The 21,618-nt window shown below is 39.2% G+C and carries 21 protein-coding genes; 4 read left to right on the top strand and 17 right to left on the bottom strand.

From position 1 onward, the window contains the following. Positions 1-192: 192 nt before the first annotated feature. Positions 193-906 carry a DNA/RNA non-specific endonuclease gene (locus tag AC3E9U_RS07155; protein ID WP_488746224.1) on the top strand — a complete coding sequence of 238 codons (714 nt, stop codon included), beginning with the start codon at positions 193-195 and terminating at the stop codon, positions 904-906. Here the strand turns inward: AC3E9U_RS07155 and rodA are convergent, their stop codons facing one another. The 6 genes from rodA to purH are packed head-to-tail and all read right to left on the bottom strand — an operon-like array spanning position 907 to position 8,159. Continuing rightward, complete coding sequence (rodA, locus tag AC3E9U_RS07150) at positions 907-2,163, bottom strand: rod shape-determining protein RodA (RefSeq protein WP_488746223.1); 1,257 nt, start codon at positions 2,161-2,163, stop codon at positions 907-909. It abuts the gene before it with no gap. Further along, positions 2,160-4,214: a penicillin-binding protein 2 gene (gene mrdA, locus AC3E9U_RS07145; protein WP_488746222.1), complete on the bottom strand. Its 2,055-nt coding sequence runs from the start codon at positions 4,212-4,214 to the stop codon at positions 2,160-2,162. Before mrdA ends, rodA begins: the two co-directional genes overlap by 4 nt. Beyond that, a complete protein-coding gene (locus AC3E9U_RS07140; RefSeq protein ID WP_488746221.1) occupies positions 4,211-4,717 on the bottom strand; it encodes a rod shape-determining protein MreD in 507 nt (168 codons plus the stop codon). Before AC3E9U_RS07140 ends, mrdA begins: the two co-directional genes overlap by 4 nt. Next, entirely contained in the window at positions 4,710-5,537 is an 828-nt protein-coding gene (gene mreC / locus AC3E9U_RS07135; RefSeq protein WP_488746220.1) for a rod shape-determining protein MreC, read from the bottom strand. The genes AC3E9U_RS07140 and mreC overlap by 8 nt, the downstream gene beginning before the upstream one ends. 11 nt (positions 5,538-5,548) lie before the next feature. After that, the gene (locus tag AC3E9U_RS07130; protein WP_023577802.1) at positions 5,549-6,577 is read right to left on the bottom strand and encodes a rod shape-determining protein; all 1,029 of its coding nucleotides are present in this window, start codon (positions 6,575-6,577) and stop codon (positions 5,549-5,551) included. Positions 6,578-6,632: 55 nt separating this feature from the next. Then, positions 6,633-8,159: a bifunctional phosphoribosylaminoimidazolecarboxamide formyltransferase/IMP cyclohydrolase gene (gene purH / locus AC3E9U_RS07125; protein WP_488746219.1), complete on the bottom strand. Its 1,527-nt coding sequence runs from the start codon at positions 8,157-8,159 to the stop codon at positions 6,633-6,635. Positions 8,160-8,463: 304 nt separating this feature from the next. On the opposite strand from purH, the gene AC3E9U_RS07120 reads away from it, so the two are divergent. Then, entirely contained in the window at positions 8,464-9,729 is a 1,266-nt protein-coding gene (locus AC3E9U_RS07120) for an ABC transporter permease (RefSeq protein ID WP_488746218.1), read from the top strand. Between the two features lie 85 nt (positions 9,730-9,814). On the opposite strand, the gene AC3E9U_RS07115 is transcribed toward AC3E9U_RS07120, so the two are convergent. The 4 genes from AC3E9U_RS07115 to tamL form a co-directional block, all read right to left on the bottom strand. Further along, positions 9,815-10,423 carry a hypothetical protein gene (locus tag AC3E9U_RS07115; protein WP_488746217.1) on the bottom strand — a complete coding sequence of 203 codons (609 nt, stop codon included), beginning with the start codon at positions 10,421-10,423 and terminating at the stop codon, positions 9,815-9,817. A 55-nt stretch (positions 10,424-10,478) separates the two neighbouring features. Further along, the gene (gene accD, locus AC3E9U_RS07110; RefSeq protein WP_488746216.1) at positions 10,479-11,333 is read right to left on the bottom strand and encodes an acetyl-CoA carboxylase, carboxyltransferase subunit beta; all 855 of its coding nucleotides are present in this window, start codon (positions 11,331-11,333) and stop codon (positions 10,479-10,481) included. A gap of 129 nt (positions 11,334-11,462) precedes the next feature. After that, positions 11,463-12,530 carry a class II fructose-bisphosphate aldolase gene (gene fbaA, locus AC3E9U_RS07105; protein WP_488746215.1) on the bottom strand — a complete coding sequence of 356 codons (1,068 nt, stop codon included), beginning with the start codon at positions 12,528-12,530 and terminating at the stop codon, positions 11,463-11,465. A 46-nt stretch (positions 12,531-12,576) separates the two neighbouring features. Beyond that, positions 12,577-15,135: a translocation and assembly module lipoprotein TamL gene (tamL, locus tag AC3E9U_RS07100; protein WP_488746214.1), complete on the bottom strand. Its 2,559-nt coding sequence runs from the start codon at positions 15,133-15,135 to the stop codon at positions 12,577-12,579. Between the two features lie 35 nt (positions 15,136-15,170). Between tamL and AC3E9U_RS07095 the strand changes: the two genes are divergently transcribed. Further along, entirely contained in the window at positions 15,171-15,899 is a 729-nt protein-coding gene (locus tag AC3E9U_RS07095; protein ID WP_488746213.1) for a TrmH family RNA methyltransferase, read from the top strand. Between the two features lie 19 nt (positions 15,900-15,918). Here the strand turns inward: AC3E9U_RS07095 and porT are convergent, their stop codons facing one another. Both porT and ubiE read right to left on the bottom strand, forming a co-directional pair. Beyond that, a complete protein-coding gene (porT, locus tag AC3E9U_RS07090; protein WP_488746212.1) occupies positions 15,919-16,623 on the bottom strand; it encodes a type IX secretion/gliding motility protein PorT/SprT in 705 nt (234 codons plus the stop codon). Between the two features lies 1 nt (position 16,624). Next, positions 16,625-17,356, bottom strand: coding sequence for a bifunctional demethylmenaquinone methyltransferase/2-methoxy-6-polyprenyl-1,4-benzoquinol methylase UbiE (gene ubiE, locus AC3E9U_RS07085; protein WP_488746211.1), 732 nt, complete (start codon positions 17,354-17,356; stop codon positions 16,625-16,627). Between the two features lie 220 nt (positions 17,357-17,576). On the opposite strand from ubiE, the gene AC3E9U_RS07080 reads away from it, so the two are divergent. Further along, complete coding sequence (locus tag AC3E9U_RS07080; protein ID WP_488746210.1) at positions 17,577-17,894, top strand: hypothetical protein; 318 nt, start codon at positions 17,577-17,579, stop codon at positions 17,892-17,894. Between the two features lie 76 nt (positions 17,895-17,970). Here AC3E9U_RS07080 and AC3E9U_RS07075 read toward each other — a convergent pair whose 3' ends face one another. The 5 genes from AC3E9U_RS07075 to AC3E9U_RS07055 all read right to left on the bottom strand — a co-directional run bounded on the left by AC3E9U_RS07075 (position 17,971) and on the right by AC3E9U_RS07055 (position 21,375). Then, positions 17,971-18,456 carry a dihydrofolate reductase gene (locus AC3E9U_RS07075; RefSeq protein ID WP_488746209.1) on the bottom strand — a complete coding sequence of 162 codons (486 nt, stop codon included), beginning with the start codon at positions 18,454-18,456 and terminating at the stop codon, positions 17,971-17,973. Next, the gene (locus AC3E9U_RS07070; protein WP_488746208.1) at positions 18,456-18,794 is read right to left on the bottom strand and encodes a 2TM domain-containing protein; all 339 of its coding nucleotides are present in this window, start codon (positions 18,792-18,794) and stop codon (positions 18,456-18,458) included. The genes AC3E9U_RS07075 and AC3E9U_RS07070 overlap by 1 nt, the downstream gene beginning before the upstream one ends. A 61-nt stretch (positions 18,795-18,855) precedes the next feature. Beyond that, positions 18,856-19,812 (bottom strand): energy transducer TonB, encoded by a 957-nt coding sequence (locus tag AC3E9U_RS07065; protein WP_488746207.1) that lies wholly within the window; start codon positions 19,810-19,812, stop codon positions 18,856-18,858. Positions 19,813-19,840: 28 nt separating this feature from the next. Then, on the bottom strand, positions 19,841-20,665 hold the full coding sequence (locus tag AC3E9U_RS07060) for a thymidylate synthase (RefSeq protein WP_488746206.1): 825 nt from the start codon (positions 20,663-20,665) through the stop codon (positions 19,841-19,843). 80 nt (positions 20,666-20,745) lie between these two features. Then, on the bottom strand, positions 20,746-21,375 hold the full coding sequence (locus AC3E9U_RS07055; protein ID WP_488746205.1) for a bifunctional nuclease family protein: 630 nt from the start codon (positions 21,373-21,375) through the stop codon (positions 20,746-20,748). Positions 21,376-21,618 lie beyond the last annotated feature (243 nt).

The following is a 21,618-nucleotide window of genomic DNA, read 5'->3' as shown; positions in this document are numbered from 1 at the left end:
TTCTTTTGAATTAATATCTTTACAAATTTATTAAATATTGAAGCATAAATCAATAGTTTGCGATAAATCTTATAGAATCAATCCATGAAAATACTTGCTTTATTTCTACTGTTTTCAATGTATTCCTGCCGAGAAAAGACAATTGGACCCGTATCTGATAATGTGGATTCTTTGGTGGAAAAAACAACCAAAGTGCAAGAAACGAAGCCGGAAACGAAGCCGTTATCGATTGTCTCTCCGTTTGATTTCTATCCAACAGGTACTGACGGTAGTATAATCCATCGTGACGGTTACTCTTTTTCTTATGTGGAAAAATTTGAACAGTCCCAGTGGGTGGCTTATGAACTAACAGCTGCTGATTTTTCAAACCGTGATTTCAAACGGCCTTTTTTTGTTCAGGATCCGAAAGTAAAAACACATTCCGCTGATTGGAGAAATTATAAAAATTCGGGGTATGACAAGGGACATTTGTGCCCGGCCGCTGACAGAAAGAGTTCCTATAAAGCGTTTGAAGAAACTTTTTTCACCTCTAATATATCACCTCAAAAGCATGATTTTAATGAGGGTGTCTGGAACCGTTTGGAGCAAAAAACTAGATATTGGGCGAAGAAATACAACGGACTTTACGTAGTAACCGGTGGTGTACTCAAAGGTAATCTGAAAACCATTGGAAAAGAAAAAGTAGCGGTGCCAAATTATTTTTATAAAATACTAATGACCAAGGACGGAAAGAAGATGATCGGATTTTTAGTTCCGCATAAAAGTTCAGATCTTCCTTTGTATAAATTCGCAATTTCTGTGGATACTATAGAAAAAATGACCGGAATCGATTTTTTTCCGAAACTGTCTGATGAAAAAGAAAGCAAATTGGAAAAAGTATCTGAATATAAAAACTGGAGTTTTTAATTACCACTCATTAACTTTATTGGCATCCATTTTAATGAAGATGTAAAGCATGATCGTAAATGCCCACAAACTCGAACCTCCATACGAAAAGAAAGGAAGCGGTACTCCGATAGTCGGGAATAATTTAATAAGCATGGATATGTTTACCATGAAGTGCGTAAAGAGATAGGTCGCTACACAATAACCATAAATGCGGCTGAATTTGGTTTTTTGCCGCTCTGCGAGATAAATTATACGCAGAAAAAGACAGACGAACAGGAAAATAACTACGGCTGCACCGACAAAGCCCCATTCTTCTCCTACTGTGGTGAAAATATAATCCGTATGTTGTTCCGGAACGAAACCTCCTTTGGTCTGGGTGCCTTCGAGATACCCTTTTCCTAACCAGCTTCCCGAACCGATCGCAATCATGGACTGATTAAGATTGTAACCTTCTTTTTGCATGTTAACGTCTTCCCCAATCAAGACGTTAATACGGTCTTTCTGATGGGGCTCTAACACGTTTTCATAGACATAATCCACCGATAAAACCATTCCTGTAATCGTCATAAAAACGATAGCGTATATAAGCGGATTGCGGGTAATTCGAGTATTGAAAATGAAGTGGATAATCATTACCAAAAGCACAAAACCAATTAAGAATGTAGGTTTTACGATCAGTGCCAGAATGAACAAAGCAATACCTATGAAACCCGTCCATAAATACCAGCTTGGTAAACCCTCTCGATGCAATACAAATATTAAAGAGAGGAATATCATCGCACTACCGGCATCGGGTTGAAGTAAGATCAAAAATACCGGAAAACCGAAAATGGCTAAAGCTATTACCTGGTGTTTGAATAATTTCAGGTTGATTTGTGTGTCACTGACAAGCTTAGCCAGAAGCAAAGCTGTGGCAGTTTTTACGAATTCGGAAGGCTGAAAACCAAATCCTCCGAACTGATACCAGTTGGTTTGCCCTTTAATGGTTTTACCAAAAGCGAAGAGGCCCAGTAACAAAAAAATGCCGAGAATGTAAAAGACAGTCGAGTATTTTTCAAATATTTTGGCGTCCATGGAAAGGATCACAAAAATCAATGGAATGGCCATGATTATGAAAAGCATTTGTTTTCCATAAATCTGTGTCAAATCGAAAAAGGATGTCTCTTCAAGGGGTAGAGAAGCAGAATAGATGTTCATCCAACCCATGATCACAAGGATAGCGTAGATAAGCACAGTAATCCAATCGATGTTATTTACAACGCTTTGATTTTTCATTTCGTTTCTGCCTTCTGTTTTTTCTCGGTTTCTGTTTTACCAGTAGCCGCTGTTTTTCTGTTAGGATCGGTCGTTTTTACGTTCGCGTTGTTTTTTTGCTGACTTTCCTTTTTTTCCTCTTTTTTCTCGCCGGATTTTGTGTCTGTTTTTAAATCTTCTTTAGCTTTAGTTTCGGCCTCTTTTTTCTTCTCCCAATTAGGGTCAACATAAAAACCGTTGATAACTTTATCGTATTCGGCCTGAAGACTTCCTTCCATCATGCGACGTTCAAGGTCAACTCGGGTAATAGTATCTTTTTTGATGTATTTTTCAATCATCAAACTGCTGATCGGCGCTGCCCAAGTTGCGCCATAGTGCCCGTTTTCAACTAATACGGCGATGGCAATTTTTGGATCGTGTCGTGGCGCGAAAGCAACGAAAACAGAGTGGTCCTGAAGCTGAACTCTTTGGCCGTTAATTTTGGTGAAGTTTTCCGCGGTACCTGTTTTTCCGCATATTTCTATTCCTTCCACGCGCACTCCGGCGGCGGTACCAAAGTTGAATACATCATGCAAACCGTTTATGATGGGTGTGAAATATTGCTTGTCGATCGTAGTGATGTGTTTGGTTCGGAACTTTTTGTCGATTTGCTGCCCTTTGATCTTTTTAATGATATGAGGGGTATAGTAATAACCTTCATTGGCAACGGTAGCCATCATGTTGGCCAATTGAATCGGGGTCATCAATACCTCTCCCTGACCAATTGAATTTGATATAATGGTTGTGCTTCTCCAGCCACCATTAGGGTACCAGCGGTCGTAATAGTTTGAGGTTGGTATATGTCCTTTTCTTCCCGGTGGCAAATCATAGCCCATGAAATTTCCAAGCCCGAAACTTTTCAGGTGACCACTCCATGCATTTACGCCATAACGTGGTTTTTGGAATTTGTCGATAGTCAATTTGTAAACATTGCCAAAGTATGCATTACATGATTTATAGATTCCTACATTCAAATTACGCACACCGCCACCACAGTGACATTTCATAAAAGAACCTCGCCCGTACGACCAACCATGGTTACATACGAATTGGGTGTTTTCATCAATGACGTCTTCCTGTAGCGCAACTAAAGCGGTCAAGATCTTGAATGGGGATCCGGGTGGATACTCGGCTAACAAACCTCTGTCGAACAAAGGTTTAGCGATGGAGTCGTTATATAATGCCGTGTAGTTTTTAGAACGTTCTCTTCCCACTAAAATAGCGGGATCATACGATGGTGCCGTAACTAAAGCTAAAATCTCGCCTGTTTTTGGTTCGATTGCCACGATTCCTCCGCGTTTGTTTTTCATTAATGCTTCTCCATACGCCTGAAGTTCAGCATCGAGTGTCAATGTGATATCTTTTCCCTGAACGGCAATCGTATCGTAAATCCCCTCTTTGTAGGGGCCGATGTCTTTATTGAATCGATCGCGCTGACGGTATTTTACGCCTTTTACTCCACGCAAAACTTCTTCATAAGTTTGTTCCACGCCCTGCATACCGATCAAGTCACCGCTTTTGTAATAAGGGTATTTTTTTATGATGGCATCGTTTACCTGGGTGATATAACCGAAAACGTTTGCGCCGACATTCACCTGATAATCACGCAACGAACGTTTCTGGATGTAAAAACCTTCGTATTTTCTGATTTTTTCCTGGAAAGCAGCGTACTCGTTTTTATTCAGCTGTGCAAGGAAAACAGAAGGAAGTCGTGGACTGTAGACCTTCGCTTTCTCGATTTTTTTTATAAAATCTTCTTTAGTGACGTTTAGGATGGTGCAGAACTCTAAGGTGTCAAGATTTTTGATCTCCTTAGGGATTACCATGATGTCATAAGAAGGCTGATTGGCAACCAGAAGTTTTCCGTGACGGTCATAGATATAGCCGCGTTCCGGATAATCATATACGATCTTAATTGCATTGTTATCCGATTTCTTAATATAAGAATCGTCTAAAATCTGCAAATAGAAAAGCCTTGCTATTAATACTAGTGCAATAACAACAATGAAACTGGGCAAGAATAATTTTCTCATCGTTTACTCGGCTTAATTAAGTATATAATTATAATGCAAAGTAGTAGTGTAAAGATTGTGGCTAGTAAAGTTCGCAATAAAATTTCCCAAACGAAATTAAATCGGAAGATTTCTAACAGGTATAATACCAAATGATGCAGTAAAACTGCAATGAGAATAAATGAAAAGCGTTCCGGAGAAAGTTTGTCCGCAATTTTAACAGTTTGGTATTCGTAACTGATACCAAAAGCAAATTTAAAAATGGACGGTCTGAAGTACGCCAAAACCAAACAGGCAGTTGCGTGAACGCCTCCGGAATTGCAGAACATGTCCATGGTCAGACCAAGTAAGAAACTTGACAGCAGGAGTCCGGCTCTGTTTGCGTTAACCGGGTATAGGATGATGAATAAAATGTAAGGAAAAGGGTTTACATATCCTAAGAAGTTGATGTTGTTAAACAGCACTATCTGAAGGGCAAGCAAAGCCACAAACCGAAAAATATTTAGGAGAAAAGTGCTATTCATTAGGTTTTGTTTCTTCTTCTAATTTAATGATTTCCTTGCGTTTTACATTTTCAATCACATACACGTGACCTAAATTTGTCATGTCATTGAACAGACGGATATTGATCGTATAGTAATTCGTCGTCTTGTCAATGAATATTCTGTCGATTTTTCCAATCGGAATATTTTCCGGGAAGATTACCGAACGTCCTCCGGTAACAATAGTATCTCCTTTGCGGACCGATGCTAACCTTGGTACATCAATTAACTGTGCATAACCAACGTTTTTCGCATTCCAAATCAACGAACCAAAGTGATTCGATTTCTTGATCTTGGCGTTAATTTGCGATTTGATGTTCAGGATACTCTGAACCGTAGCGTAATTTTTGGAAGTCTTTTCTACAATTCCGACAATTCCCAAACTGTTTACTACACCCATGTCGGCTTTAATACCGTCTTTGCTTCCGCTGTTGATGGTCAGATAGTTTTCGGGAACGTTGAATGAATTGTTGATTACCTTCGACTGAATTACCTTAATGTCTTCATAACCTCTCGGAATCAATTCGGTGGAAGCGATAACCGTATCGGGTTTATTGTACAGTAATTCTTTTAGATAAGCATTCTCTTTGGCAAGATCGTTATTCTGCTTTCTCAAATGGAAATACTCTTTCACATTGTTGATGCGCTGATAAACCCCTCCGGTCACATCGTTAGCGGAACTTACAAATTGGCTTCTGTGATAGGAATGCGATTGAATGGTAAGTGTTAACGATGTTATCAAAAGCAGCAAAAACAGCAATCGGATGCTGTTTTTAAGTATAAAATTAATTATTTGCTGCATTTATTATTTCGTTATTTGATAAGAATACTTCTGAATTTCTGTAGGTTCTTAAGTGCCATCCCGGTGCCTCGTACAACTGCTCTCAGGGGGTCTTCAGCAATGTAAACCGGAAGGTCTGTTTTTTGTGATATTCGTTTGTCCAATCCTCTTAACATCGAACCTCCACCTGCAAGGTAAATACCTGTATTATAGATGTCTGCTGCTAATTCCGGTGGCGTTTGGGATAAAGTTTCCATTACCGCATCTTCAATACGCTGAATCGATTTGTCAAGCGCTTTGGCAATCTCCCGGTAGGAAACGTTAACCTGTTTTGGTTTACCCGTTAAAAGGTCACGACCTTGTACTTCCATGTCATCCGGTGGCGTATCCAAATCTTCGGTCGCTGCTCCGATGGCAATTTTAATTTTTTCAGCAGTGGTTTCTCCAACGAAAAGGTTATGCTGCGTTCTCATGTAGTAGATGATGTCGTTGGTGAAAACGTCACCGGCAATTTTAACCGATTTGTCACACACGATACCTCCTAAAGCGATAACTGCAATTTCCGTGGTTCCTCCACCTATATCCACGATCATGTTTCCTTTCGGCTGCATGATGTCAACCCCGATACCGATAGCTGCAGCCATCGGTTCGTGGATCAGGTATACTTCTTTTCCGTTTACACGCTCACATGATTCTTTTACGGCACGCATCTCCACCTCGGTAATACCTGACGGGATACAAACCACCATACGAAGTGCCGGTGTAAACATTCTTTTCTTTAAGGCCGGGATGCTTTTTATAAACATGCTGATCATTTTCTCCGAAGCGTCGAAGTCAGCAATAACCCCGTCTTTTAACGGACGGATGGTCTTGATGTTCTCGTGAGTTTTACCCTGCATCATGTTTGCTTCCTTACCCACAGCAATGATTTTGCCGGTGATACGGTCGCGGGCCACGATAGACGGGCTGTCAATAACAACCTTGTCATTATGGATGATTAAGGTATTTGCGGTTCCAAGGTCAATCGCGATGTCCTCGGTCATGAAATCAAAAAATCCCATACTCAAAAGAGGGTTTAATTTATTTATAAATAATTAGCCTACAAAAATAATAAAATTAATGTTTAAAATGGCGAATTCCGGTAAATACCATTGAAACTTTGTTCTCGTTGCAATAGTTGATACTCAATTCGTCTTTGATCGAACCACCCGGTTGGATAACCGCTGTGATTCCTGCATTTTTCGCCAATTCCACACAATCCGGGAATGGGAAGAATGCGTCGCTTGCCATAACAGCACCATTTAAATCGAATCCGAATGAATTTGCTTTTTCAACAGCGTGACGCAACGCATCTACTCTTGAAGTCTGTCCGGTTCCTGAAGCCAATAACTGACCGTTTTTAGCAAAAACGATAGTGTTCGATTTTGTGTGTTTACAGATTTTGGAAGCAAACAGTAAATCAGCTACTTCCTGTTCTGTTGGAGACGTTACTGTAACGGTTTTTAAAAGCTCTTTATTGTCTGTAATATTGTCTTTATCCTGAATTAACAAACCGTTAAGACAAGTTCTCACTTGTTTTGTAGGTAATGTCACCTCATTCTGAATAAGGATGATTCTGTTTTTCTTTTCTTCTAAAATTGCAATCGCTTTTTCGTCATAAGCCGGAGCGATTACCACTTCACAAAACAACTTGTTGATTTCTTCAGCAGCAGCTTCATCAATTTTTGCATTAGAGATCAAAACGCCACCGAAAGCTGAAGTCGGGTCACCTGCCAGGGCGTCCAAATACGCTTCTTTAACAGTATTTCTTGTCGCCAAACCACATGCGTTGTTGTGTTTTAAGATCGCAAACGTTGGATTGTTGTTTTTGAATTCTGAAATCAGGTTCACCGCAGCATCTACATCCAGTAAATTGTTGTAAGATAGCTCTTTTCCGTGAACTTTGTTGAACATTTTGTCAAATTCTCCAAAGAAAAATCCTTTTTGGTGTGGGTTTTCTCCGTAACGTAAAACCTGACCGCCTGCTATACTTGCTTTATAAACGGTTTCGTCTGTGTTAAAGTAGTTGAAAATAGCCCCATCATAGTGAGAAGAAACATGGAACGCTTTGGTTGCCAAATGTTTTCTTTCTTCCAAAGTCGTTGCTCCGTTTCCGTTCGTGATCATGTCAAGGAACAATGCATATTCGTTCACAGAGGCTACGATAACGGTATCTTTAAAGTTTTTAGCGGCTGCACGGATCAATGAAATCCCGCCGATATCTATTTTTTCGATGATGTCTGCTTCACTTGCGCCGGATGCAACCGTTTTTTCAAACGGATACAAATCCACAATCACTAAGTCAATCTGGGGAATCTGAAATTCTTCCATCTGCGCCACGTCACCTGCATGATCCTGACGGTTTAAGATTCCGCCGAAAATTTTCGGGTGCAAGGTTTTAACGCGTCCGCCAAGGATTGAAGGATAAGAAGTTACGTCTTCTACCGCTACAACAGGAATGCCGAAACTTTTAATGAATTCTTCCGTTCCTCCGGTAGAATAAATCGTTACGTTGTGCTCGTGTAATTTTTTTACAATTGGCTCTAAACCTTCTTTGTCGAATACCGAAATCAGGGCTGACTGGATTGTTTTTGCAGTGTTCATTGTGTCGTTGTTTTTTAGAGGTGCAAAAGTAGTTATTGTAATGTAAACATTAAAACATTATAACATAGTTTTTTATATTTTTTTGAAGCGTCCTGGTAGCTGTCAGGAGAAGGACTTTTTTGTTATCCATTTTCCTGCCGGTCGTTCTATTTTAATGGCTGACAGGTTTTTATTGCCTGTGAGTCATAAAAGATGCCACTACCATCAGGACTGGGAAGGATTTGTCTCGCAATTCTGTAACATTTTTGTTGTTTTTTATACCTATTTAGATATTGTCCAAAGGCAATTTTAAAATTTTCGATTCATGAGTGAGCATAACAACGCTGTTTTATATATCCGACTTCTAAAGGAGAGTTTGAGTTTCGCCCTTAACGCACTTAGAAATAATAAGTTGCGAACATTGCTTTCGTTGTTGGGTGTGACCGTAGGGATTTTTTCCATCATCGCGGTACTTACGGCGGTGGACTCCATGGACCGAAAAATTAAAAGCGACCTGAGCGGACTGGATAAAAACACGATCTATCTTTTCAAATACTCGTTTGGACCAACCGATGTTCCCGATTGGAAAATCGGACAGTTTCCAAATGTAAGTTATGATGAATATCTGTATTTAAGACGTTCCCTGACCAATCTGGACAAAAGCTGTTTTGCTTATTTCACCAAAAGGGAAAATATTAAATTCGAAAAACAAACCGCCAGCGATATCGAAATTGTGCCTTCTACCAATGAAATTGAAACTATTGATGATGTGAAAGTAGGTGATGGGCGATTTTTCTCGGAAGCCGAATCAAATGCGGGCCTTGGCGTTATCGTTTTAGGTAGTGAAGTAGCCACGACACTTTTTGGCGACATGAACCCGATTGGAAAATCGGTTCGTTTATACGGTCAGCGTTACGATGTGGTAGGGATCCTGAAGAAGCAAGGGGAATCTATTTTCGGTAGTAACGATACCAGAGCCTATATTCCGAGTAATAATTTCAGAAGAATTTTTGGAGATAATAACGATGCGCTGACCCCGGTAATCGAATTAAAACCCGAAAAAGGAACCGATATCGAAGAGTTTAAAGGGGAGTTGACTTATAAATTGCGCAATTTCAGAGGTTTGAAAACCAGCGAGCCAGATAATTTCTTCGTAAATATTCTTTCCGGATTTACCGAAATGATCGATAATATTGTCGGGCAAATGAATATGGTAGGTTGGATCATCAGCGGATTCTCTCTGTTGGTTGGTGGTTTCGGAATAGCCAATATCATGTTCGTTTCCGTAAAAGAACGTACCAATCTCATCGGAATTCAAAAAGCCTTAGGTGCGAAAAACCGTTTCATCATGTTCCAGTTTTTGTTTGAAGCAATTATCCTGTCCGTAATTGGAGGGATAGTAGGAATGTTGTTGGTTTGGGGCATCGCGGCCGGGCTGTCCAAGGCGCTGGATTTTGAATTTGTGCTCGGTTTCTGGAATATCGTGATCGGAACTTCTCTGGCAGCCTTTATCGGATTGATTTCCGGAATTGTGCCGGCTATTGCAGCTTCTAAATTAGATCCTGTTGAAGCGATCCGAAGCGGAATGTAAATTAGTGTTCAGTTGATAGTAATCAGTTGACAGATGGAACGCGGGTATACCGATAGCTATCGGGACGGACCTTTACAATGCGTGTTTAGTTTTCTTTTCTGAACTTTATTCTGTTTTTATCCCATTTAATGTCTTCAGGAAAATAATCTGTATCTTTCTTTTTGTACTGCAAGACTGTGTCTTCTTCTTGGGTGGTTTGTCTGACGACATATACGTCTCTATCACTGCGGAAAGCATTTTTATCAACGCTTTGCATTAATTCCACGCTATTTTTTGAATTCAAAGTGTCAAGCTGAGAAGCTATGTGGATAGAATTTCTAACACCTTTTCTTAAATTTAATTTAATGAAGTCAGTTATGGCATTGTTAGGTACTTGAATTATGTCTTTTGGATGTAAGTCTATAAAATAAGGAATCGTGTCATTTTTTCTTCCTGTTGCGCAAAATTCGACGACATAGCGAGTTTGATAGTAATAGATGTCGCCTTTTTGGTCAATGATAAAATTGTTAGAACCATAATCAAACATTCTAATGGGTTCCGGCGGGAATTCTGGATTACGAGGTTCTTTATATAATTTATCAATCCTTCTTTTTATTTCGGAAATAATATAAGGTTTCGTTTCCTTTGCAGGAGTCTCTTTCTTTGTGCAGCCAAAAGCAAAAATCAGTAGTACAATTAAAAGTAGAGGTCGCATTTATAATGATTTCCTGTAAAAATAAAAAATCCCGAGAAATTCCCGGGATTTTGTTTTATCTGATTTGGTTGTTTTGAATCAAATCGATGTATAAATTCAATTTGTCTTTCAGCTCTTTTCTCGGCGTAATGAAATCAAGGAATCCGTGCTCTAATACGAATTCTGAAGTCTGGAAACCTTCCGGTAGATCTTTTCCGGTTGTGTCTTTTACTACACGAGGTCCTGCAAATCCAATCAATGCTCCAGGCTCTGCAATATTGATATCACCTAACATAGCATAAGATGCCGTAGTTCCTCCTGTTGTAGGATCCGTACACAATGAAATGTATGGGATTTTAGCATCGGCTAATTGTGCTAATTTTGCAGATGTTTTTGCTAACTGCATTAGTGAGTAAGCGGCTTCCATCATACGTGCACCTCCTGATTTTGAAATCATAAGGAACGGGATTTTGTTTTTAATCGCGTGATCGATACCACGTGCGATTTTCTCTCCCACTACAGCTCCCATGGAACCTCCGATGAAAGCGAAATCCATACAGCAAACCACAAGGTCTTTACCTTTTGATTTACCAACCGCTGTACGAACAGCATCTTTCAGTTTGGTTTTATCCATAGCGTCTTTCAAACGCTCGCTGTATTTTTTTGAATCGATAAATCCTAAAGTGTCTTTAGAAGTCATGTTGGCATCCAACTCGATGAACTCGTTGTTGTCGAATAAAATCTCGAAATATTCTTTACTTCCGATACGAACGTGGAATCCATCTTCCGGGCTTACCCAAAGGTTTTTTGCTAACTCATCTGCATCAACAATTTTCCCTGTCGGTGATTTATACCATAACCCTTTAGGAACGTCTTTCTTATCTTCTGTTGCGGTTTGTATCCCTTTTTCTGTTCTTTTAAACCAAGCCATAATTTTAAATTTAGAATTATGAATTTAGAATTATGAATTTAGAATTGCGAATTAAGAATCAAGAATTAGACAATTTCTAATTTCTAATTTCAAACTTCTGACTTCTAATTTCTAACTTCTAACTTCTAATTAAAGTGTATTTACGTTATTTAAATCGGCAAAAGCCTGCTCTAATCGTTTGTTGAATGTTACTTCTCCCTCACGCATCCATTTTCTCGGATCGTAATGCTTTTTATTTGGAGAATCCGGACCTTCAGGACTTCCGATCTGTGTTTTAAGGTAATCGATCTTAGCTGTGATGTAGTCGCGAACTCCTTCTGTGAATGCAAACTGTAAATCGGTATCGATATTCATTTTGATTACACCATAAGAGATAGCTTCTCTGATTTCTTCCAAAGTTGAACCTGAACCTCCGTGGAAAACGAAGTCAACCGGGTTGCTTTCTGTGTTGAATTTTTGCTGAACGAATTCCTGAGAATTTTTAAGGATCTTCGGAGTTAATTTTACGTTACCTGGTTTGTAAACCCCGTGTACGTTTCCGAACGCGGCTGCTATAGTGAAACGCGGACTGATTTTCATCAATTCCTCATAAGCATAAGCTACTTCCTCCGGTTGTGTATATAATTTTGAACTGTCTACATGCGTATTGTCAACACCGTCTTCTTCACCGCCGGTAATTCCTAATTCAATTTCAAGTGTCATCCCCATTTTGCTCATACGTGTTAGGTATTCTTTGCAAAGTTCGATGTTTTCTGTGATTGGCTCCTCAGATAAATCGATCATGTGGGAACTGTACAATGGTTTTCCTGTCTCAGCAAAGTGTTTTTCACTCGCGTCCAATAAACCGTCGATCCAAGGCAATAATTTTTTTGCACAATGGTCAGTGTGAAGGATTACGGTTGCACCGTATGCTTCTGCTAAAGTGTGAACATGTTTTGCTCCGGCAATACCACCTAAAATAGCTGCTTTTTCATTTTCATTTGACAATCCTTTTCCGGCGTTGTATAAACATCCTCCATTTGAAAATTGAATAATCACAGGGGCATTTAGCTTAGCGGCAGTTTCCATAACACCGTTTAAAGTGCTTGATCCTGTTACGTTTACAGCGGGTAATGCAAAACCTTTTTCCTTCGCATATCTAAAGATTTCCTGAACCTGATCTCCGGTAGCTACTCCGGGTTTAATATTGTGAGCCATTGTGTTGTAATTTTATTATAGGTGACAAAAGTAATAATTTCTATAGTTAGAACGGATAATTAATTCCAATATTTACAACCGACTTGTCAAAACGCATGTCTTTGAACCATCGTTCGCTGTCGGGTTTGGCCGGATTATAGGTTTTAAATCCTAAATCCAATCGGCCGATGAAAAAGTTGAAATCATAACGGATTCCCATTCCGGTTCCCAAAGCAATGTCTTTCAGGGATTGCCATCCGTTAAAAGTGTATCGTTTATCTTCCACGTTATCCCAGATGTTCCAGATGTTCCCGGCATCGGCAAATAAGGCGGCATTCCATTTTCCGAAAAGATTAACACGATATTCGGCACTGAAGGCCAGTTTCATGTTGGCTTCATTAAAGTCGTTGATTCCTCCGCTGGTACCCGGTCCTAAACCATAGGATTCCCACGCTCTGTTGTCATTTGAACCCCCTCCGTAATAACTTCGCGAGAATGGTACGTTGTCGGCATTTCCGTAAGGGATGGCGATTCCGAAGAAACCTCTCGTGGCGAAGACCTTTTTTCTTCCCAGATCCCAATGTTTGATGAAGTCAAACTCGGTTTTTACATATTGGGAAAATTCCACGTCCAGGAAGGTTTTTTTTCCGTTTACTCCAAGGCTTTCGTGGCCCAGGTTGGAAATCAGGTTCAGAAAAGCACCGGCAGATTCAATTTTTGTTCTGAAAATGTTGAAAGAATTGTCCAGAAGATCCGTTTTTGTCGATTTCGTATATGTGAAATTCGTGGCGAATATTAAGTTGTTTTCGGTCAATCGGTTTTGTCTTTCGTCAATGCTTCGGATGTCCTGATAAGCTTCGTCTGACGGTGTCAAAGTGGTTTGTCCGGTTAAAACATCGTTGATGAAGTTGTCCGCTCCTCCCTCTTCAATGGTCAGATTTCCATTTTGATCCACGTTGTCGGGATTGGTATTGTACACCTGAGCATAGTCATTTAACGACTCATAGGACGATTCATATACATTGAAATAATTTTGAGGATTCAGGTTTCGCACGAACTGAATGTTGAGCAGGTCAAGACGTGCCGAATTGGTTTTTTTCGGGAGCCAGTTGTAGTTGATAATTCCTGAGAAATTTTCCTTATCCAAACCGATATTTCTCTGTCTTGAAAAACCAATGGTAGCGGTTGTGGTAGGAAACATGGATCTCGGGATTATCCTTTCCGTTTTGATTGGGAACAGTATTCTCGGAATTGTTAGTTTGACATCGGCACCATATTCGGAGATGTTGAAAAATACGCCTTTAGGATTTGCCATGTCTTTGGATGAACCTATGCTTCCCCGCGTTGATACATCTAAAATTTCAGCGCCTCTGAAAACATTTCGCCAGGAAAAGGTCATATTTCCTGAGATTCCGAAATCCTGAATATTGGAATGCATGAAATCCACAGCGGGAGTCCAGCTGTATTTTTTTCGAGGTCGTAAGATGATGTTGGTTATCAGGGAATTTCCTGTTGAATCCCTTTCATCTTCCACATATTCAATGGTTGGATAATTGAAAATACGAAGGTTGTTGAGGGATCTTGATGTCAGTGTTCGTTTAGTGTCGCTGAAGGTACTTCCTTTAGTGATGAAAATTGCATCCGTGATCGCTTTAGGACGATAGGCTAATTTATCGGAACTGTAAAGGTTGAAATCTTTATACGTAACGCTGTCGGATACTTTTAATTTTTCTTTTCCGGCATTGGTGTCCGTGAATATGTTTACCTCGCTTATTTTGTACAGTTTGAAAGGAACAGTGATTAATGAATCGCCTTCTTTGATGGTTTGGTTTTCAATGTCTAGTTCTACGTTGGCGGTATAACCTGTTTTAATGGTGTCGACTTTGTAGGAAATGTTGGGTTCCTGAAATTTGTACGCGCCATTGTCCCTGAAATAGGTTGTGATGCGTTTTCTTTCGTCAATTAAATCTTTGGAATCATATTGTTTTCCCCTTTTGATAAAAGATAAATGTTTTGTTTTTTGGTACAGTGAATCCAGTGCCGGAGTTTCAACATTGGAACTGATAGTATCTATGGTGTAAGGTTTTCCCGTTTCAATAGTGTATGTTATGTGACCACGCTTGTTTTTTAAGGTGTCGATCTGGTATTTGACTTTTGTTTTGAAATATCCTTTATTGAAATAATAGCTCAGTAAACGATTGGATGTTTTTTGTGTTTTCTTTTCGTCGATGATTACCGGAGCTTCTCCGTTTTTTTTCAGGAAATTGCTTAGACCGGAAACAAGAAAAGACTGTCCGAGGCGTTCCACCTGTTTCTCAGAAAGTATAGCAGCCAGGTTTTTGTGACGGTTGGGCTTTCGTTCCAGCCAGACATGATAAGAAGAATCCGGATTTTTTTTAGCCACATTGTACATCTGAAGGCGTAATGGAAATCCGAATAACGAACTGTTGCGTTTTTGATATTGTTGGTTAACAACGATTTCTTCGTTTACTTTTTTGTTGTTAACTGAAATTTTGCTGTCGGTTAAAAGGAGTTTGCCTTCCGGGACTCTTTTAACGACGGAACAGGAGTATATGAATGCACCTAATACAAATAATAGTGCTATTTTTGGAAAAATCTTTTTCAAATCAAAATAAAAGGTAGGTCAAAAATACGTTTTTTATGCTTAGTAAAAACCAAATAAAAATAATAACCAGTTTACAGCAAAAAAAGTTCCGAAAACAGCATCAGTTGTTTTTTGCTGAGGGGATAAAGGTAATACAGGAATTGCTGAATTCCAATTTTGAACTAGAGCATCTTTTTAGTACTTCGGAAGATTTTTCTGAAATTCCACCGCGGAAATTTTCGCTTATAACGGAAGCGGAGTTGAAAAAGATATCGGCATTGACCACACCTAATTCCTGTTTGGCTTTGTTTAAGATTCCAAATGAAAAACCAATCGTTGAAGAAGGATTAATAGTCGCTCTTGACGACCTTCGTGACCCTGGCAATATGGGGACTATTGTCCGTTTGTGTGATTGGTTCGGCGTTAAGGAGATCGTCTGTTCGACGGAGACCGTTGATGTGTATAATCCGAAAGTTGTTCAGGCTACTATGGGTTCCATAACAAGAGTGAATATTGTTTACACCGATCTTGAAAAATTTTTGAGCCAAACCAGACTTCCTGTTTTCGGAACATATATGGGCGGGGATTCCATTTATAAAACCGAACTTCCAAAACAGGGGGTTCTTATAATGGGTAATGAAGCCAACGGGATTTCACCATCGATAGAAAGCATAAATCAAAAGAGACTTTCCATACCGCGTTTCGGTGATCTGCAACAAACCGAGAGTTTAAATGTCGCCACCGCTACCGCAATCATACTGAGCGAATTCAAACGACTTGAATAGTTTAGAAAAATGAATTTTCTTAATGGAAGGCAAAGTTGATAAAAATGCCGCGCGTTTTCATGGATTCCACGTTTCCGGTCCATGGACTGTCCGGATTGTTGTCACGGATCAACTCGTCGTTAATGCCAAAAACGCCTCGGATGGAAGGTGAAAATTTGAAGTATTCAAAATAAAGGTCTACTCCGAATCCAAGTTCGTAATTCGAAGTCATTTTTTCCATTCGGAATTTATTGTTGTAATTGTCGTCTTTCGATTTTGAATTACTTCCCATGTTCAACGATTTTGAATAACCTCCGATAAGGTACGGCCGGAAGTTACCAATTCTTTTAGAGGAGAACTTTAATAACAACGGGAAATTGATATATGTCGATTTTACTTCGCGAAGCCTGTCAAAAGCGTCTTCAATATTTGGATAAACTAAATTTCGTTGGGTGTATGATAAACCCGGTTCGAAACGCAAATCAATATATTCCATAAGACGTAGGTTTCCGATAAGTCCGACGTTAAAACCTGTTGTGCTCTGGACCTCAATATCTTTGTCCGGTTCAATGTAGTCAAATTTGAAATCATAGGAGTTGAATCCCAGATAATATCCCCAATGAACGCGTTGTTTGTCGAAATTCTCAAGATTGATAATAGGGTTTTTACCAAACATACCTATCCCTTTCTGACCAAAACTGTTTGTCGAGATGATAAGTATAAGTAAAACAAATAATTTTCTCATATTATTTTTTTGAAGCCGAATAAATGGTTGCTACTCCAAAGGTTTGAGGCATGTCTTTAACATCTATAAACCCAACTTTTCGCAAAATATTGTTTAAGGCTTCCCCGTAAGGAAAATGTGAGGCAGATTCTGATAGGTAAGAATAGGCCACTTTGTCTTTTGAAAAGAGTTTTCCGATAAGCGGAAGGATGTTTTTGGTATAAAAATGATACCCTTGTTTGAAAGGGAATTTAGTAGGTACGGATGTTTCAAGGATTACGAAGCGGCCATTGGGTTTCAGTACGCGCAATATTTCGGATAAGCCTAATTCAAGATCTTCAAAATTGCGGACACCGAAAGCTACCGTAATGGCGTCGAAATAGTTGTCTTCGAAAGGGATTTTTTCGGAATCGCCCAAGACCATTTCGATTTTGTCCGTAAGTTGTCGCTGGGCCACTTTCTGTTTTCCGATTTCCAGCATTCCGGCTGAAATATCTAATCCGATTATTTTCTCGGCACTCGTGTCGGACATTAGAATCGCTAAATCTCCGGTTCCGGTCGCGATGTCAAGAATGTTCTTCGGTTTTTTTTCATCGATAAGCTTTAAAACCTTCTTTCTCCACTTTACATCAATCCCGAAAGAAATGACACGATTAAGATTATCGTAATTGCCTGATATGGTGTCAAACATTTGGGTAACTTGTTGTTTCTTACCGAGTTGTGATGATTTGTATGGAGTGATGTTGTCGTTCATCGATTAAATTAATTTGTACAAAGATAATACAATCTTTATCATATCCATCTAATGAAATAATTGTAAATTTATTTCACTAACAAGAAGGTGTTCATATACATAATGAGAGAGAAAAACTAAAGCATCACTAAATTTAGTGAGGCGCAAAATACACCATTTTGGTGATTGTTTGGTGTCAAAATTCGTCGCAATTTTACATATATGATACAAACAAACCGATATGTTGTCTAAGCTTTTGTCATCGGAAGTAAAATGGGTATTACTGGCACTGGTAATCTCATTTGTTCTTGAAGAAAGCATCAACAGTAATGTCTTTTTAGATAATGCTGGTTCAGGGGTGCCGCAAACGTTCTTTGGGTTAAATTTGTTTTTGGAAATTTTAGTTTTTTTTGTCTTTAGTACTTTTGTGGTATTTGGTATTAAAGGCTTTTTTGAGATGTATTCTCAGAAATTCGCCAATGTTATATTATTCATAACAGGTTTATTATTGACAGTGGTGATTTTTATTTTATGTTATCAGGTGCTTTCACTTGGATAAATCCGAAACGTTAAAAGTTAGATACATTTTAGTTTGTTAGTTTGAACATCCCGGTATTTTATATCGGGATGTTTTTTTATGCGCGAATGTAAGTCTGAAACGAAAAATCAAAGGCGTGTTTTTCGTCTTTTGGATGGAACTCTTCAAATGTCAGTTTCCATTCATCCGGGTTTATTTCGGGAAAGAAGGTGTCCGCTTCCAAAGTGGCAAAAACTCGGGTAAGTTCTATTTTATCAGCGATTTTCATCGATTGTTTGAAGATTTCTCCTCCGCCGATGATAAAAATATCGTCTTCTTTTGGGCAAACACTTATGGCTTCTTCCAGGGATTTTACAATTATACAGCCTTCGGGGGCTTGGTAATTTTCCTGTCTGGTGATGATGACATGCGTTCGGTTGGGTAAGGGTCTGGGAAAACTCTCAAAGGTTTTTCGACCCATAACTATGTAATGGCCGGTCGTTATTTGTTTGAAATGTTTAAAATCATCGGGAAGATGCCAAGGTAAATCATTGTCTTTTCCCAAGGCATTGTTTTCTGCAGCTGCTGCGACTAATACAATCATTATTGTGAAGGGTTGTTTTTCTGATTAAGGTCTTTTTCGATCTGTTCCAATTTGCGTTCCTGTTTCATAATCAGTTTGTCAATCTGAGCCCGTTCCCATTTTTTGTTCATGAAACTGTCGGTGATGAATACTCGGATGAAATGGAGTGCGAATATAAATCCCCAGATGGTAATTCCCCATTGGTACCAGTCAATTTCCGGTTTGACATTGAGTAGTTTGTTGGCTATAATCATAAAAATGCTGCCAACAAAAAACAAGACAAAATGAAAATACAGGTGTTTCTTTTGTTTTAAACGCTGTCTTGCATATTCGTACAATTCATGTTGATTGTTATCCATAAATAATGATTTATGGTATTAAAGATAAAGATTTATTTATTACTTTAAATGACCGAGATTATTAATTTGCTACCGTAAAGCTGATTGGTAAATAAAATAGTGATCGAACAGCTCGCCCCCGTTGTAAGGCCGGACTCCACGTGGGATATCTTAATAATATTTCTTTAAATGATTCATCGACAGTGGAATCTACGCTTTTCATTATGTGTATGTCGGAAATACTGCCGTCTTTGTTTACAATAAAGCGGGCTATTAATTTTACAGTACCTTGGAAATTCTCGTCTGCAGGTTTTTTAATCTTTTTGGAAACAAATTTGTAAAAATGGGGAAGTCCTTTTTTTGGCCCTGCCTGTACTTCAAGTTGCGAGTACGAAATCGGTGCGCCGTTTTCGTCATATGAAGTGCCTGAAACCAGTTTTCTGTTATCGTACAATTCGGAATAATTCTTGTGTTTTATTCCTAAAACTGCTACTTGTGATTCCCAAACGCCATGTTTGTAGCCATTTTTTATAGCACCGGTCGATGATTCCATTCGGTTTGTCTCGGTGTAGACACCATTCCCGTTCGTCACCATTTGGTTCCCGTTTTCATCCCAGCAATTGTTAATTGCTAGCTCGGATTGAGGTGTTTTTGAGGTATTATCCAGCACATATTCTCCCTCTAATTTTTTTATCCCATTTTCGTGCCATAAAACAAACTTGTCCTGCCTGATGCCATTTTTGTAGATAGCTTCAGATTCTTTGCTTCCGTTTTCGTAGTACGTGACATAGATCCCTTTTTTTGTGCGATACCATTTGTCAATGTAGAAGCCTTCTCCTTTTAATTTGCCGGATTTATAATATTCAGAAAATTTATATTCATCCTTTTCGTTGTCAAAATCTTCAATTGTGATGGATGTTTTATGGTTAGGAAATTGAGTTTCCAGTCCAAGAGAATCCAGATAGATTGTTTTGTCTTTTTGCGCGTAAAAACAGGTTGAAAAAAAGCATAGGAGTACGGACAATAAAAAGTGTTTCATTGTAAAGGGTAAGTGTTTATGTGGTTGATTAAATAGCGACCTGTCCTTTAATATGAGGATGCGGATCATAATCCACTAAAGTAAAGTCTTCAAATTTGAAATCGAAGATGTTTTTCACCTGGGGATTCAAAATCATTTTAGGCAGCGGTTTCGGCTCACGGGTAAGTTGTAATTCCAGCTGTTCAATGTGATTGTTGTATATGTGCGCGTCTCCAAAAGTGTGGATGAATTCTCCCGGCTGTAAATCACAAGCCTGCGCAACCATCATTGTAAACAGGGCATAAGAGGCAATATTAAAAGGAACGCCCAAGAAAATATCTGCGCTTCTTTGGTACAGCTGGCACGATAATTTCCCGTCGGCTACATAGAACTGGAAAAAGGCGTGACAAGGAGGTAAGGCCGCTTTTCCATTGGCCACATTTTCTGAAAACGATTTTTTGTCATCCGGTAAAACAGAGGGGTTCCAGGCTGAAACCAGCATGCGTCGGCTGTTCGGATTTCTTTTTAACGTGTCGATAAGTTCCTGGATCTGGTCGATTTCCTCGCTGTTCCAGTTGCGCCATTGATGGCCATATACCGGTCCTAAATCACCGTTTTCATCCGCCCATTCGTCCCAGATTCTTACGCCGTTTTCTTTTAGATAAGCAATATTGGTGTCGCCTTTCAAAAACCAAAGCAATTCATAAATGATCGATTTCAAGTGAAGTTTTTTAGTGGTTACCATCGGGAAACCTTCGCTTAAATCAAAACGCATCTGATAACCGAAAACACTTTTTGTTCCGGTTCCTGTTCGGTCTCCTTTCTGATTTCCGTTTTCTAAAACGTGCTTTACTAAATCTAAATACTGCTTCATTGTTACTTGATCGTTGATGCGATTGTCTGGTTATTTGGATTGTTTTGACTGCGTACTGCTGTGTGAGCACTGCCAACGGACTAAGATTCTCTTTTCGAAATTTCGTCTCTGATTTTAGCCGCTTTTTCGTAGTCTTCATTCTGAACAGCTCCTTCCAGAAGTTCATACAGTTCGGCCAAAGAGTATTGGGTATAGGATTCGCCGGTTACTTTTTCTTCCCCTACCAGACCGAAAGTTTCCGGATGTTCCAGTGGATCGTCGCTTTCTTCAGGTGATTTGCCTTCTTCGGTTGGGTTTATTTTCAGGTAAATTCCGGCTTTGTCCAAAATGTTTTTGTAGGTGAAAATCGGTGCGTTAAAGCGTAATGCTAATGCGATCGCGTCCGAAGTTCTTGCGTCGATTATTTCTTCGATACGGTCTCTTTCGCAGATAATGCTGGAGAAGAAAACACCGTCAACTAATTTGTGAATGATGACCTGTTTTACCACAATGTCAAAACGGTCGGCAAAATTTTTGAATAAATCGTGTGTTAAAGGTCTTGGCGGACGAATTTCTTTTTCCAGGGCAATAGCAATGGACTGCGCTTCAAACGCGCCAATGACGATGGGAAGTTTTCTTTCCCCATCCACCTCATTTAAGATTAGTGCATAAGCGCCATTCTGAGTCTGGCTGTACGAAATTCCCTTTATAGTTAGTTTTACTAAGCTCATATGTTTAGCCACTATGGCACTGAGGCACAAAGTTCTTTGTTTGTTAATAGCTATGGATAGTACTAATTTACGGCAATTATATCAATAAATTATAAAAATACGATATAATTGTGTTCTTCCCCTGACTGAAATAATAGATCTGTACCGAAAGTAAGAAATAAGCGTCAGAAATGAAAAAGCTGTTTGCAAAGTAACGAAAAACTTTTGCTCTGTAAAATAAAAAAGCCACCTGTTTTTTCAGAT

This window comes from Flavobacterium sp. 21.1, from assembly GCF_057801535.1.
Note: the sequence above shows the minus strand (reverse complement) of the source record. Positions and strands in the feature narration are given on the sequence as shown.

Coding starts and splice junctions, on each gene's coding strand:
- rodA (WP_488746223.1), bottom strand. CDS start 2,163: ATGAAAAATCAAAGCGTTGTAAATAACATCGATTGGATTACTGTGCTT.
- AC3E9U_RS07055 (WP_488746205.1), bottom strand. CDS start 21,375: ATGAGCTTAGTAAAACTAACTATAAAGGGAATTTCGTACAGCCAGACT.
- ubiE (WP_488746211.1), bottom strand. CDS start 17,356: ATGAACGACAACATCACTCCATACAAATCATCACAACTCGGTAAGAAA.
- AC3E9U_RS07075 (WP_488746209.1), bottom strand. CDS start 18,456: ATGATTGTATTAGTCGCAGCAGCTGCAGAAAACAATGCCTTGGGAAAA.
- mrdA (WP_488746222.1), bottom strand. CDS start 4,214: ATGAGAAAATTATTCTTGCCCAGTTTCATTGTTGTTATTGCACTAGTA.
- AC3E9U_RS07070 (WP_488746208.1), bottom strand. CDS start 18,794: ATGGATAACAATCAACATGAATTGTACGAATATGCAAGACAGCGTTTA.
- AC3E9U_RS07130 (WP_023577802.1), bottom strand. CDS start 6,577: ATGGGATTTTTTGATTTCATGACCGAGGACATCGCGATTGACCTTGGA.
- AC3E9U_RS07060 (WP_488746206.1), bottom strand. CDS start 20,665: ATGAAGCAGTATTTAGATTTAGTAAAGCACGTTTTAGAAAACGGAAAT.
- AC3E9U_RS07120 (WP_488746218.1), top strand. CDS start 8,464: ATGAGTGAGCATAACAACGCTGTTTTATATATCCGACTTCTAAAGGAG.
- purH (WP_488746219.1), bottom strand. CDS start 8,159: ATGAACACTGCAAAAACAATCCAGTCAGCCCTGATTTCGGTATTCGAC.
- AC3E9U_RS07095 (WP_488746213.1), top strand. CDS start 15,171: ATGCTTAGTAAAAACCAAATAAAAATAATAACCAGTTTACAGCAAAAA.
- accD (WP_488746216.1), bottom strand. CDS start 11,333: ATGGCTTGGTTTAAAAGAACAGAAAAAGGGATACAAACCGCAACAGAA.
- AC3E9U_RS07065 (WP_488746207.1), bottom strand. CDS start 19,812: ATGAAACACTTTTTATTGTCCGTACTCCTATGCTTTTTTTCAACCTGT.
- fbaA (WP_488746215.1), bottom strand. CDS start 12,530: ATGGCTCACAATATTAAACCCGGAGTAGCTACCGGAGATCAGGTTCAG.
- AC3E9U_RS07080 (WP_488746210.1), top strand. CDS start 17,577: ATGTTGTCTAAGCTTTTGTCATCGGAAGTAAAATGGGTATTACTGGCA.
- mreC (WP_488746220.1), bottom strand. CDS start 5,537: ATGCAGCAAATAATTAATTTTATACTTAAAAACAGCATCCGATTGCTG.
- AC3E9U_RS07140 (WP_488746221.1), bottom strand. CDS start 4,717: ATGAATAGCACTTTTCTCCTAAATATTTTTCGGTTTGTGGCTTTGCTT.
- porT (WP_488746212.1), bottom strand. CDS start 16,623: ATGAGAAAATTATTTGTTTTACTTATACTTATCATCTCGACAAACAGT.
- AC3E9U_RS07115 (WP_488746217.1), bottom strand. CDS start 10,423: ATGCGACCTCTACTTTTAATTGTACTACTGATTTTTGCTTTTGGCTGC.